General features: G+C 37.9%; 12 protein-coding genes and 1 tRNA gene. 7 read left to right on the forward strand and 6 right to left on the reverse strand.

What is annotated here, in order from left to right; genetic code table 11:
* Positions 1–32: 32 nt before the first annotated feature.
* Together JL102_RS00575 and JL102_RS00580 are read right to left on the reverse strand one after the other, a co-directional pair.
* Positions 33–1,211: a THUMP-like domain-containing protein gene (locus JL102_RS00575; protein ID WP_202241556.1), complete on the reverse strand. Its 1,179-nt coding sequence runs from the start codon at positions 1,209–1,211 to the stop codon at positions 33–35.
* Between the two features lie 14 nt (positions 1,212–1,225).
* Positions 1,226–2,218 carry an aspartate-semialdehyde dehydrogenase gene (locus JL102_RS00580; RefSeq protein ID WP_202241558.1) on the reverse strand — a complete coding sequence of 331 codons (993 nt, stop codon included), beginning with the start codon at positions 2,216–2,218 and terminating at the stop codon, positions 1,226–1,228.
* 35 nt (positions 2,219–2,253) lie between these two features.
* On the opposite strand from JL102_RS00580, the gene JL102_RS00585 reads away from it, so the two are divergent.
* Positions 2,254–4,887, forward strand: coding sequence for a lamin tail domain-containing protein (locus tag JL102_RS00585; protein ID WP_202241560.1), 2,634 nt, complete (start codon positions 2,254–2,256; stop codon positions 4,885–4,887).
* Positions 4,888–4,997: 110 nt separating this feature from the next.
* On the forward strand, positions 4,998–5,183 hold the full coding sequence (locus JL102_RS00590; RefSeq protein WP_202241562.1) for a hypothetical protein: 186 nt from the start codon (positions 4,998–5,000) through the stop codon (positions 5,181–5,183).
* Between the two features lie 6 nt (positions 5,184–5,189).
* On the opposite strand, the gene JL102_RS00595 is transcribed toward JL102_RS00590, so the two are convergent.
* On the reverse strand, positions 5,190–6,206 hold the full coding sequence (locus JL102_RS00595; protein WP_202241563.1) for an isoaspartyl peptidase/L-asparaginase family protein: 1,017 nt from the start codon (positions 6,204–6,206) through the stop codon (positions 5,190–5,192).
* Between the two features lie 214 nt (positions 6,207–6,420).
* Here JL102_RS00595 and JL102_RS00600 point away from each other — a divergent pair, with 214 nt between their 5' ends.
* Genes JL102_RS00600 through JL102_RS00610 form a run of 3 tightly spaced genes read left to right on the forward strand, consistent with a single transcriptional unit; the run spans position 6,421 to position 8,201 of the window.
* Complete coding sequence (locus tag JL102_RS00600; RefSeq protein ID WP_202241565.1) at positions 6,421–6,807, forward strand: TraR/DksA family transcriptional regulator; 387 nt, start codon at positions 6,421–6,423, stop codon at positions 6,805–6,807.
* 3 nt (positions 6,808–6,810) lie between these two features.
* Positions 6,811–7,380, forward strand: a complete 570-nt coding sequence (gene scpB, locus JL102_RS00605; protein WP_202241570.1) for an SMC-Scp complex subunit ScpB — start codon at positions 6,811–6,813, stop codon at positions 7,378–7,380.
* Positions 7,381–7,418: 38 nt separating this feature from the next.
* Entirely contained in the window at positions 7,419–8,201 is a 783-nt protein-coding gene (locus JL102_RS00610; protein WP_202241571.1) for a pseudouridine synthase, read from the forward strand.
* Here the strand turns inward: JL102_RS00610 and JL102_RS00615 are convergent.
* Entirely contained in the window at positions 8,198–9,583 is a 1,386-nt protein-coding gene (locus JL102_RS00615; RefSeq protein WP_202241572.1) for a sensor histidine kinase, read from the reverse strand. The two genes, JL102_RS00610 and JL102_RS00615, sit on opposite strands and share 4 nt — an antisense overlap.
* A gap of 214 nt (positions 9,584–9,797) precedes the next feature.
* A tRNA-Phe gene (locus JL102_RS00620) sits at positions 9,798–9,870 on the reverse strand.
* Between the two features lie 80 nt (positions 9,871–9,950).
* On the opposite strand from JL102_RS00620, the gene JL102_RS00625 reads away from it, so the two are divergent.
* Both JL102_RS00625 and JL102_RS00630 read left to right on the forward strand, forming a co-directional pair.
* Complete coding sequence (locus JL102_RS00625; RefSeq protein ID WP_202241573.1) at positions 9,951–11,273, forward strand: 4Fe-4S dicluster domain-containing protein; 1,323 nt, start codon at positions 9,951–9,953, stop codon at positions 11,271–11,273.
* Between the two features lie 21 nt (positions 11,274–11,294).
* Positions 11,295–12,086, forward strand: coding sequence for a (Fe-S)-binding protein (locus JL102_RS00630; RefSeq protein WP_202241575.1), 792 nt, complete (start codon positions 11,295–11,297; stop codon positions 12,084–12,086).
* Between the two features lie 20 nt (positions 12,087–12,106).
* On the opposite strand, the gene JL102_RS00635 is transcribed toward JL102_RS00630, so the two are convergent.
* Positions 12,107–12,994 (reverse strand): hypothetical protein, encoded by an 888-nt coding sequence (locus tag JL102_RS00635; RefSeq protein WP_202241577.1) that lies wholly within the window; start codon positions 12,992–12,994, stop codon positions 12,107–12,109.
* Positions 12,995–13,053: the final 59 nt, after the last annotated feature.

The following is a 13,053-nucleotide window of genomic DNA, read 5'->3' on the forward strand; positions in this document are numbered from 1 at the left end:
ATAATATACCTTTTACTTAAGTTTTTGGTGATTTAAGCCTTACGTGTAATAGCGGCCATTTTTTGATTATTCTTATCAGTGAAGGCAAAAATGTATTGATCTCCCCCATCGGTTATGCCTGTCTTTTTTCTAATATTTTTCACCTCTTCTGGGAAATTCCGCGTGGTGATATTGGCCTTCTTCCCTTCCAGAGCTGATAGTATTTTCTTTTTATTATAAGGAAGAAGCCTCTCTACCTTAAACTTCCGGCCAGGGAAGTTTTCAATTAATTCTTTGCTGGTATATAAGTGCGTGTTGGGGTGAACTTTGAAGGCGCCATAGTGTGTTGCCACCGTATTAAAAGCACCGGCTTTAAGTACGCTGCTATTGGGCTCATACAAAAATTGCTTGGTATCACTGAGGGGTGCCTGAGATTCCACCTCCTCATTGGGGAAAAAGGAGAATGTCTGATTATCCTTTTTCTGAAGGTTAACAGTAACTATCTCCGTTTTATGATTTGCGGTGAAATCAATATGATAAAGTACTTCTTTGCACTCATTATTTACTGACACCACATGTACGGATTTTACATTATTCAGGCTTTGTAACGCCAGCTGAATGTCTAACATAGGAGATGTTTTTATTAACACCTCTTTTGACTTCCCTTTGAGTTGTGCAAGTAACGTAGTGACATCTGGCTCACAGTCTTTCAGAAGCACTACCTTTTGGCTATTATTATCTCTCCGGGCAGGATCAATATAAATAAGATCAGCCTTTTCTATTTCAGAAACATACAAGGTTGATTCTGCATTGATCACCTCAATATTAGAAGATAAGGCCTTGAAGTTATGCGTGGCGAGTTCGCATAAATGGGATTGTTTTTCAAGGTAAATAGATCGTTTAAAATGCTTGCTTAGATAATAGCAGTCGATGCCATACCCTCCGGTGAAGTCATACATAGTACTGCCATTTACCAGATCGGCCTTGTATTTTGCAGTGGCTTCAGAAGAACACTGCTCCATAGATATTTGTGGAGGGAATATGAGGTCTTTTGTGTTATACCACTCGGGCAACTTGCTCTTAGCACGTTTACGCGAAGCAATTTGCTCTGCCACCCATTTTATGGGCACTCCGCCTATTTCTTTGTGCTTTAAAGAAAGAGAAAAAGGATCATGGTTTTCATGATCCTTTATAAAGTGTTGTACCTCTGGCTGTAGAAGTAATTCTATCATTAAGAGGGTTGAATTTAATATACTAAGTTATTAGCTGCCAGGTATTCTGCAATCTGCACTGCATTAGTGGCTGCTCCTTTTCTCAAGTTATCAGCCACTACCCACATGTTTAAAGTGTTGGGCTGAGACTCATCTCTTCTTAATCTACCTACAAACACATCATCTTTTCCATGTGCGTTTAAAGGCATAGGGTATACATTGTTAGCCACGTCATCTTCTATAGTGATTCCTGGTGTTTTGCTAAGCAATTCATATACCTCTTTAATATCAAAATCTTTGTGAAACTCAACGTTTACAGACTCCGAGTGGCCACCCATAACTGGTAGTCTTACAGCCGTAGCCGTTACAGCTATTGATTGGTCATCAAGAATTTTCTTAGTTTCATTTACCATTTTCATTTCCTCTTTGGTGTATCCGTTTTCTTGGAATACATCAATATGAGGAAGCACATTCATGTCTATTTTGTGAGGATATACTTTTTCAGCATCTGTACCAGCTCTTTCTTTCATTAGCTGATCTACAGCTGCTTTTCCTGTTCCTGTTACAGACTGATAAGTAGATACGACTACCCTTTTTATTTTATATTTCTTATGCAAAGGTGCTAATGCTAATACCATTTGGATAGTAGAGCAGTTAGGGTTGGCGATAATTCTATCGTCTATTCTTAGTGCTTCAGCATTAATTTCCGGAACGATGAGCTTGTGATCCGGACTCATTCTCCAGGCAGAAGAATTATCTACCACAATACAGCCTGCCCCTGCAAACTTGGGAGCCCACTCTAGAGAGGTGCCTCCTCCGGCAGAAAAAATAGCTACTTCCGGTTTATTAGCAATAGCTTCTTCCATTCCGATTACCTTATACGTCTTACCCTTAAATTCGTATTCCTTACCAACCGACTTTGGTGAGGCTACGAGAAATAATTGGTCAAACTCTAAGTTTCTTTCTTCAATGACTTTTAGTACCTCCTGGCCTACTAAACCAGTGGCTCCTACTACTGCTAATTTCATATGAATTGATTTTTATAAAATTGAAGCCAAAAATAATGTTTTTATATATTTTATGCGGTATATTATTACAAATGAATGGGTTTGTTTGGCAAATATTTTTTAAAACTAATATTATACTGGCCTTAATATTCAGTACTGCTCCCGTGCATGCCCAGTTTTTTGATGATTTTGAAGATGGTGATTTCACAAATAACCCTGTATGGAGTGGAAATAATGAATTGTGGACCATTTCTGGAGACAGACTCCAATCGAACAGTGAAGGAGCTGCCGATTATTATTTGAGTACGCAGAATACTCTTGCTACGAATGTTGAATTTGAGTTTTTTGTCAACTTGAAGTTCGGAACGTCAGGGTCTAACTATGTAGATGTTTATTTATTGGCCGATGATGAAGATCTCTCATTAGTTCAGAATGGCTATTTTATTAGGATTGGAGATACGGAAGATCATATCGCTTTCTACAGGGTGTTGGCAGGAAGTGAATCGTTACTTTTTAGTAGTGAAAATGGTATAGTGGGAAGTACATCAGAGAATCCATTTGGCATTAGAATGTTAAGAGATGAAGCCGGCTTGTGGACTTTACTGGCAGATGAAGGCGTAACAGGCAATTATGTAGAAATAGGATCTATTCTGGATGATGATGTGCTCTCATCTTCTCATTTTGGAATATTTATTAAGCAATCTACTGCCATGAGTCCTAGAAAGAATCATTATTTTGATGACTTTAGTGTTAGGCCTATAGGTGCGGATGTCCGGCCCCCAGCAGTGGCAAGCATTGATTTCCTTTCAAATACGCAGTGGCAGGTTCAGTTTTCTGAGGAGGTAGCCACAGAAAGCGCAGAAGAAACGAGTAATTACATCATAAATAACTCGATTAATCCTCAGGCCGTAGTGCTTGGAGAAAACAATTTGTCTGTGATACTTACTTTTTCAGAGACTTTTCAAACAGCGGAGAACTATGAATTATCAATAAACTATATTGAGGATTTAGCGGGCAATGTTATGGAAGGTTATAATTCTGTTTTCACTTTTTATTTGACAGAAGAGGTCACTTTCAAAGATGTACTTATTAATGAAATTATGGCTGATTTTGCTCCGTCTATTGGTTTGCCTGAGGCCGAATATGTGGAGATTTTCAATAGAAGCGATAAAACCTTTTACCTCGATAGTTGGGTTTTGCATGATGCTACCACCTCTGGGAGCATAGAGGCTGTTTACCTTATTCCAGAAGATTATTTGATACTTACGGCTGCTGAAAATCGAGAATTGTTGCAGTCTTATGGTAGAGTGGCGGTGGTAGATCCCTGGCCAAGTTTGAATAATGGTAGCGATCAGCTACTTATTTCGGATGGCACTTTCCCTATCGATTCAGTTAATTATGATGATGCCTGGTATAATAGCTCTTCAAAGGCATCAGGTGGTTGGTCATTAGAATTAATTGATCCTGAAAATACTTGTGGAGGAGAAGGAAACTGGACTGCATCAATAGATGATATGGGAGGCACGCCCGGAGCTGTTAATTCGGTATTGAGTGAATTACCTGACAACCTGGGGCCTGAAATTCATAAAGTATTTGCTGTAGCAGAAGATAGCATATTGGTGCAGTTTAATGAAACGCTAAATAAAGAATCTGTTCAGGTTGATGATTTTACGTTAAATCCTACAGTAGAAGTGGATACCGTGTTTGTTAATTCTGATTTACAATCTGTATGGATAGTGCTTTCTTCAAGGTTAAATAATGGAGTAAGTTATAAAATGCAGGTATCGGGAATTACAGACTGTAGTGGCAACAGGGTGACTGAAAATGATCCTTTTAGCTTTTCACTCATAGAAAATGCAGAGCCAGGGGATGTAATTATTAATGAAATACTGTTTAACCCTCGATCTGAGGGTGTAGATTTCGTTGAGATTTATAATAATTCATCCAAGCATATTAATCTGAAAAATTGGACCCTTTGGAATGATCAGGACTCAAAACTGATTTCAGAAGACCATTGGGTGTTAGCACCAAAAGAATATCTGGCTTTTACTGAAGATGCGGTGGTATTAAAAGAGCAATATCCTTTAGGTGTTGAAACTTCATTTTTTGAAATGCCATCTCTTCCTTCCTATCCTAATGGTGAAGGCACGGTTCAAATTGTTTCTGCTCAAGATTTACGGCAAGATTCTATAACCTATTCTGAAGATCAACATTTCGAATTGATCAATAATGTAGATGGCGTATCGTTAGAGCGAATTTCTTTTTCAGCGCAAGCGAGTGATAATAATAATTGGAAATCAGCGGCATCTTCCGTTGGTTATGCTACCCCCGGTTATATCAATTCTCAGGTTATCCGTTCAAACTCAGGTGTGGTAGGAGAAATTGTTATTGATCCAATGATTATAATCCCTGATGGCAGTGGTCAGGCCGATTTCGCTACTATTAGTTATCACTTCGAGCAGCCAGGTTTTATAGCCAATGTAGAGGTGTTTGATGTTAATGGCCAACCCATACGCACTTTAGCTGAGAATGATTATTTATCTGATCAGGGCTTTTATACCTGGGATGGTACTACCTCTGAAGGTAATAAAGCTCGAATGGGGTATTATATTATCTACTTTCAGGTATTTAATGCCAACGGACAAGCAAAGGTCTATAAAAATAAAGTAGTGGTAGGTTCACAGTTTTAGTTTATAGTTTGCTTTCGCGGAAAGCATACATTAAATTTTGTGAAAATCGATTGCATTAAAACTATAATTAAGTTTTTTTGGTTATATTACTACATTAAACCGTGCTAATAATGAATTGTGTAATTGATAACTCTATCCTCTTTCATTTGCGACAAGGTCGTAAAATGGATGTAATAAGAAGGTACATTAAGATGAAGTACCGCATTAACATTGATATGGAAACTCTTAAACAAAGAGTAAAACATATCAATGCAACTCAGCTGGAATTAACTAGCCATACATTGGTGAGAAATTAATTTTTTTTAATTTCCGTACATAAATATTTCAGGTTCACTTCCATCTTTAATATAGCCGCGAAACATTCCGGCTGTATTGAAGGTAATGGAAACATTGCCTTTTTTGTCCAAAGCTATTACACCTCCCGTACCTCCCTTTAGGGTTAGCTTACGGGTTATTACCTCCCTAGTGGCTTGTTCTAAAGAAATATTTCGATATTTCATATTTGCGGCAATATCATAAGCAATTACATTTCTTATGAAAAATTCTCCATGGCCAGTGCTAGATACTCCACAGGTTGCATTATCTGCATAAGTGCCAGCCCCGATGATGGGCGAATCGCCAATTCTACCATATTTTTTGTTAGTCATACCACCGGTGGAGGTGCCTGCAGCTATATTGCCTTCTGCATCTAGTGCTACACAACCCACAGTACCAAACTTATAGTCTGGGTAGGTTTGCATATAAGCAGTTTCCTTTTTCTCCTGCTGCTCTTTTATTTTTTCAAATTGTTCAAATCGTCTCTGGTCAAAAAAGTAGGACGGATCTACTATTTCCAGTCCTGCTTCTTTAGCGAAAAGTTCGGCACCTTGCCCTGACATCATTACATGAGGCGATTGCTCCATTACTGCTCTGGCAGCTAATATAGGGCTTTTTATGATGCTAACTCCGGCTACTGCGCCTGCCATACCTGTACTGCCATCCATAACTGAGGCATCTAGTTCATTTTTACCTTGGTTGGTAAATACGGCACCTACCCCAGCATTAAAAAGAGGTGATTTTTCCATTACCTGTATGGTGGCTGTTACTGCATCCATAGCACTTTTCCCTTCTTTCAGCAAGGTATATCCAGTCATTAAGGCCTCTTCCAGCTTGGCTCTATAAGCTTCTTCGTGCTCAGGAGTCATGTTTTCTTTTTTAATATTTCCGGCACCACCATGTATTACTAAAGTTATTGGAACGGCGTCATGAACCTCTTCCGAACTTTTGGTGTTATCTGCTGATAAATCATTTTTTTGATCTTGATAAGTGCATGAATTCATGCAGATTATGAAAATTAATAAATAATTAATGAAGATCAGATGTCTTAAATTCATAATTAAGGGTTTAATTTGCAGCTCAAATTGACTACGAAATATAATCTTTTTTCACTTGTTGAAAGCAAGAATTATTTTCAGGTGAATTTTTTGTTGTTGGTTTTCATATTATATTTTGGGTGATTTATCATAATGAAAGTTTCATTTTAAACATATAACCATGGGTAATGAAGAAAAGACCAGATATTCTGATGCTGAACTTGCTGAGTTTGAAACGTTAATAAACGAAAAGCTTGATAAGGCAAAAGGAGAGCTTAAAATTCTGAAAGATACTTTGAATAAAAGTAATGATGAAGGTACTGATACCACTTCAGGAAACACAAAAGTGTTGGAAGATGGAGCAGATACAGCGGAGAAAGAGAATTTAAGCCAACTGGCCGCCAGGCAACAAAAATTCATTAATAACTTGGAAAATGCTTTAATAAGAATTAAAAATGGTACTTATGGAGTGTGTTCAGTTACAGGTAAGCTTATTTCAAAAGAAAGATTAAAAGCGGTGCCTCATACTACACAGTCTATAGAGGCTAAATTGAGTCAGCAAAACTAAGGCTTGGATTTTTTACAAAACCATATAGAAGCACTAATATTCTGCTCCCCTGATCCTATAAAAGAACAAGAGCTACAATCGTGCTTATCTGAGATGTTTGAAGCCGAAGTGCCTATCGAAGACATAGAGAATGTACTTGGTAAACTGAAGGATAAGTACGAGCAAGAAGAATTTTCTTTTAGTCTCGATCGTACAGGTGGAGGTTTTCAGTTTCTTACTAAGCCGGCTTATCAGGCCAGTATTAGTATATTGCTTAAGCAGCAATCAAAAAGGAGGCTTTCAACTTCTGCCTTGGAGACTTTATCAATCATTGCCTATAAGCAGCCTGTTACTAAAGGTGATATGGAGAACATTCGCGGTGTTAATTGTGACTATGCCGTGCAAAAGCTTTTGGAAAAAGGACTGATCGAAATAAAAGGAAAATCAGATGCTATAGGTCGGCCGTTGTTATATGGTACTAGTGCCAGTTTCATGGAATATTTTGGTATTAACAGCCTTAATGAGCTGCCTACTCCAAAAGATTTTACCGAGATGGATGATAACGTCATCGGTGAAGAATCAGATAATAATTAATTTAATAAATAATAATCCAGTAGTGATACTGCGTTTCTATGAAACAGAAAAGAAACTCTTCTAAAAGAGTAAAGCGCGTCTCTAAAAAGGAGACTACAGAAAACACTCCATCCACTGATGTTAGGTTAAATAAATATATCGCTAATTCAGGTGTGTGCTCAAGACGAGAGGCGGATAAGCTGATTGAAAATGGAGAAATAAAAGTAAACAAAAATGTGGTTACAGAGATGGGCTTTAAAGTGAAGCCTGGTGACACCGTTTATTATAAGGGTAAAAAGCTAGTACCTGAAAATAATGTTTACCTTCTCTTAAATAAGCCGAAGGACTTTATAACGACCACCGATGATCCTGAAAACCGGAGGACGGTAATGGATCTGGTAAAGAATGCATGTAACGAAAGGATTTATCCGGTAGGTAGGTTAGATAGAAATACCACAGGTTTATTATTATTTACTAATGATGGGGAGTTGGCTAAGAAACTGTCACACCCTTCTCATAAGGTTAGAAAAATTTATAAGGTAGATCTAGATAAAAACATTACTAAGGAACATTTTCTTCAGATTCAGGAAGGGTTGAACTTGGAGGATGGACTGGCTATAGTGGATAATCTGGCTATGATAGATGGCAGTAAGAGTCAGCTAGGAATAGAAATTCACATAGGGCGTAACCGCATAGTGAGAAGGATCTTTGAGCACTTAGGTTACGATGTTGTTAAGCTGGATAGAGTTATGTATGGTACTTTAGATAAGCTTAACTTACCAAGAGGTAAGTGGAGAATGCTTACAGAAAAAGAGATTATAAAGCTGAAGCATATGAATTAGCCAGCCAAAGCAGGCAGGCTTACTTTAAAGCAAGAACCCTTTCCATAAGTAGATTGTACGCTTACTTTACCATTTAGCTTTTTAGCGGCTTCTTTTACAATGTATAGGCCGAGCCCAGAGCCAACGGAATCTCCAGAGGCTCGGTAAAACATTTCAAAGATCTGCTGATGGTTTTCTTGCTTTATACCTCTTCCGTTATCTTCTACGCTGATGTATACGCGCCCTTGATCTTTCACAAGAGATACCTTTATGTATGGATTATCCTTATGGAAATCATGATATTTTATAGAGTTGGTAATAAGGTTGTGTAAGATCGTCGTGATTTTCAATTTGTCACTTAAGAAAACCTCTTCACTACTTTCGCATATAAAGTCTATATGAGTGGCGCCTTTGTTGAATTCTAAGTTAGTTTCAATCTCTTTGACGATTTCCTTAAAGTTTAAGGGCTCTATTTTTAGCTGATACTTAGCGCTTTTAGCATAGCTGATAATGTCATCTATTACAGAGTCTAATTTATTCACACGGCCTTCTATTTTGTCAAAGAACTCCAGAGCAGATTCATCCTTTATATGAACCTTTCCTAGGGTTACCAAGCCGGTAATAGAAGCCAAAGGAGACCTTAAATCGTGAGACGTACTATAGAAGAAATGATCCAGGTCATCATTGGCTCTTTCCAATTCTTTTCTTTCATTCTCCAATAGCCATATGGCCATCCCCATGCCTATGAGGGCTTCTAAAAAGAAGTCTAGCAGCCCTAAATATTGAATGTATGGAAATTTTAGGTGAACATTAATTATTGGGAGAAAGCCTACTAAAAAGTAATTAAATTGTTCACTGCCATAAATAATAAAGGCAATAATAAGTAAACGTTTACCCAGGCTTTTATCATGTGAAAGGTTGGTAATCATCCAGATTCCGGTAATGAAAAAGGCGCAGCCCATAATGAGTGATCGTAGGCCAACGCGTATAAAAAACCTGTTTTCTGAGATTTGAGAGTTGTCAATAAATAATACACTGGAGGCTATCGCCAGTAATATTGAAATGATCATTATGAGCCTTAAATGGGCAGAAGCAAATTTTCTGTTCCTTACCAGCTCCCAAGTTCCTATTAGCAGCAGAGAGGCTTCAATATAGGCAAAGCTTATGGAAGTAGCAGATAGTGTAATCCTTATAGGGTTGTAAATGCTATAGATCCAGGTGGAGTATAAATGTAGACCAGAGGTGAGCATATACATAGAGAATGCTAGCCAGCTCCATGCCCACAGTTTTAAATAATGTCGTTTGTAAATACGGAAGGTATATAGAAATAATAACGCCAGAATGATGGCCCATACACCCTGGATCAAATATTGAGAAAATATTCTGACTGAAAGTTCTGACAATGTAATATAATTAAGCCGGTAAGATAGGCACTTGTAATTAAGTTATCAAGAAGGATTATAAATTAAGCTCAAAATTAGTATGCAAGCATACTAATTTGTTAAAGAAAATATTACCTTTATATATGCTACTAGAACTATTTAAATCGATTGAAACTATGAAAAACGAAACTATTGGCCATAAAAAAAGCCTCACTAAAATAGCGAGGCTTTTGGGTGGTGCTGAGTGGGCTCGAACCACCGACTCACGGATTTTCAGTCCGATGCTCTACCAACTGAGCTACAGCACCTTGTTAAGAGGATGCAAAACTATGTAAAATTATTTTTGATGCAAATAAATGCTACACTTTTTTTAAATTATTTTTCAAGAATGGAATATTTACCACAGATACTGTTTCTCATAACACTCGGTATCGTATCATTTATACTTTATAAGCGTATAGCTAGAATCAGGTCTAACATCATGTTAGGCAAGGAAATTGACCTCAAAAATCATAAATCTGAGCGGCTGAATAATATGATGCTTATTGCTTTTGGGCAAAAGAAAATGTTCAAACGACCGGTGCCTGCTTTTTTACATTTCTTAATATACTTCGGCTTTTTGGTCATCAATCTGGAAGTGTTAGAATTTGTCATTGATGGTCTCACCGGTAATCATAGGATTTTCGCTCCTTTGTTAGGAGGAGTCTATCCTGTTTTGATGAATATCTTTGAGTTCTTGGCTATGGCCGTATTAATATCTTGTGTCATCTTTTTAATAAGAAGGAATATCCTTAAGGTAAAGCGTTTTCATGCTAAGGAGATGACCTCTTGGCCTACTCTGGATGCAAATCTTATTCTGGTGATAGAGATCGTGCTGATGCTAGCTATTCTTACTATGAATGCCTCTGATCAGTTGCTACAATTAAGCAATGAGCATTATCCTGATACAGGTACCCTGTTTTTCAGTAGTAATTTGATACCTCTTTTTGAAGGAATGAGTGAAGGCTCGCTCATTTTCGTAGAGCGTTTTGCCTGGTGGTTTCATATTGTTGGCATCTTAGCCTTTGCCGTATATGTGACTTACTCTAAGCATTTACATATATTTCTAGCATTTCCTAATACCTATTATGGAGATATAGCACCTAAGGGTGAAATGAGAAATATGGAAGCCGTAACTAATGAAGTGAATATGATGCTTGGCATTCAAACTGAGCAGCCAGCTGAGCCTCCAGCTGAGATAGCACGCTTTGGAGCTAAGGATGTAAATGACCTGACTTGGAAGAATATAATGAATGCCTACTCATGTACGGAATGTGGTAGGTGTACTTCTGAGTGCCCGGCTAACCAAACCGGTAAGTTGCTATCTCCTAGGAAAATAATGATGGATACCCGTGATAGAGCGGAGGAAGTAGGAAAAAGCTTGGCCAGCGGAGGAAAAGGTTTGGAAGACGGTAAATCACTTTTGGGAGACTATATTACCAAAGAAGAGATAAATGCCTGTACTAGCTGTAACGCTTGTGTAGAGGCATGTCCTATAAGCATCAATCCATTGGAGATAATATTGGAAATGAGAAGATATGTGGCCATGGAAGAGTCTGGCTCACCCGCCTCTTGGAACAGTATGTTTCAGAATATCGAAACCAGCTTTGCACCATGGAAATTTGCTCCTACGGATAGGTTTAAATGGGCAGATGAATTAAAAGAGGATTAAAAAATTAAAAGAAATTAGATTATGAGTGAATATAAAGTACCTACTATGGCAGAGATGACCTCTTCTGGAGAATCACCTGAAATACTTTTTTGGGTTGGTTGTGCAGGTTCATTTGACGATAGGTATAAAAGTGTTACCAGAGCATTTATCAAAATATTGAATAAGGTAGGTGTCTCTTTTGCGGTATTGGGCGAAGAGGAGACATGTACTGGAGATCCGGCCAGAAGGGCAGGAAATGAATTCCTTTTTCAAATGCAAGCCGTGGCCAATATACAGACGCTTAATGGTTATAATCTTAAAAAAGTGGTTACCGCCTGTCCGCATTGTTTTAACACTATTAAAAATGAATATCCTGCATTGGGAGGTAATTATGAGGTGATTCATCATAGTACGTTCTTACAGCAGCTCATCAATGAGGGTAAGGTCAGCCTAAAAGGTGGTGGCAGTTTCAAAGGAAAGAAAATCACCTATCATGATTCTTGCTACCTGGGTAGAGCAAATAACATTTATGAAGCACCACGTAAGGTGCTGGAAGCTTTAGATGCTGAATTAGTGGAAATGAAACGATGCCGCACCAAAGGCTTCTGCTGTGGAGCAGGAGGAGCTCAGATGTTTAAAGATGCCGAAAATGGCAAAAAAGAGGTGAACATAGAGCGAACAGAAGAGGCTTTGAGTACCGGAGCTAATACTATTGCAGTAGCGTGCCCATTTTGTATGACTATGATGAGTGATGGTGTTAAGAACAAGGAAAAGGAAGGCGAGGTAAAAGTGAAAGATCTGGCTGAACTCATTGCAGAGTCTGAAGGATTATGAAATAACAATGTAGCCTCTTATTATCGAGAGGCTACTGTTAAATCTGAGTTGATAAGCCGTTGTATCCTGGCTATCATAATTTCTTTGTCTGGAGCTGAATATTGGCCAGACTCTAATATGTGTGTACCTACTAACGCTCCAAATTCAACTATTCTTTCTGAATTATAGAATATATTAGCTTTTTCTAGGTGGCTGAGAGACTCTTTGAATTTTTTTTGGTTGAAAGAATTTACTGCCAGGTTAAAATATTGTAGCCCGGCTAATCCCATGATGCTAGTAGGCTTATTAATGGTGTAGTTAAACTCATGTTGAGCAGGATCTATTTTTCTGGTAGCCGATTTCTCAAAATCTTTCAGTCTTTCTTTTATTTCTGTTGGGTTGCTAATGTACCCATATAAGGGATCTGTGCTTTCCATTAATGCTAAACCTTGATCCGTTTCTATCTGCAAATAAATATGATAGTTGGTCTCTATTATTTCGAATGGCACATCTAGTCTTTTTAGTATTACAGCATAGAAAGCAGTGCCCGATAGGCAGTCGTAATTACCATTTCTAAGGGTTTGTCCTAAAGTGCTGTATTGCACATATCTCTTCAAAAATTTTCTATGTACTTTATAAAAGAGTTGGGCAAGGTGTTTACCTGATATTTTGTCTGAACTAATCTTTTGTTCATACCGAGATAAAAAATCTTTCAATATTTGATCTGCTTCTGAAGCAAGATGACTCGTCATGCTTTCATCAGGTGCCAGAAGTAGGTTTAACGGATTTTCAGCTTTATACTTTAAATAGCTTTCTATGAAATTTTTTTCATATGCTGATTGATACCTCAGGTCTGAGGTTTTTTGGGCTAAGGTGGGGATAAACGTACCTAAAGCCACTGCTAGGGTAAAAATAACGATCTTCTGCATGGCCCTCTTGTTAAAACTTAACATTAAGTTAACACAAATGGCGTAAAAAGGCAATAGTT

Origin of the sequence: Fulvivirga sediminis (assembly GCF_016757215.1) — a bacterium.
Lineage (GTDB): Bacteria > Bacteroidota > Bacteroidia > Cytophagales > Cyclobacteriaceae > Fulvivirga > Fulvivirga sediminis.

What these genes read in the sequence shown, in the direction of transcription:
- JL102_RS00595 (WP_202241563.1), bottom strand. Translation starts at nt 6,206, where the DNA reads ATGAATTCATGCACTTATCAAGATCAAAAAAATGATTTATCAGCAGAT.
- JL102_RS00575 (WP_202241556.1), bottom strand. Translation starts at nt 1,211, where the DNA reads ATGATAGAATTACTTCTACAGCCAGAGGTACAACACTTTATAAAGGAT.
- JL102_RS00635 (WP_202241577.1), bottom strand. Translation starts at nt 12,994, where the DNA reads ATGCAGAAGATCGTTATTTTTACCCTAGCAGTGGCTTTAGGTACGTTT.
- JL102_RS00600 (WP_202241565.1), top strand. Translation starts at nt 6,421, where the DNA reads ATGGGTAATGAAGAAAAGACCAGATATTCTGATGCTGAACTTGCTGAG.
- JL102_RS00585 (WP_202241560.1), top strand. Translation starts at nt 2,254, where the DNA reads ATGTTTTTATATATTTTATGCGGTATATTATTACAAATGAATGGGTTT.
- JL102_RS00580 (WP_202241558.1), bottom strand. Translation starts at nt 2,218, where the DNA reads ATGAAATTAGCAGTAGTAGGAGCCACTGGTTTAGTAGGCCAGGAGGTA.
- JL102_RS00610 (WP_202241571.1), top strand. Translation starts at nt 7,419, where the DNA reads ATGAAACAGAAAAGAAACTCTTCTAAAAGAGTAAAGCGCGTCTCTAAA.
- JL102_RS00590 (WP_202241562.1), top strand. Translation starts at nt 4,998, where the DNA reads ATGAATTGTGTAATTGATAACTCTATCCTCTTTCATTTGCGACAAGGT.
- JL102_RS00625 (WP_202241573.1), top strand. Translation starts at nt 9,951, where the DNA reads ATGGAATATTTACCACAGATACTGTTTCTCATAACACTCGGTATCGTA.
- JL102_RS00630 (WP_202241575.1), top strand. Translation starts at nt 11,295, where the DNA reads ATGAGTGAATATAAAGTACCTACTATGGCAGAGATGACCTCTTCTGGA.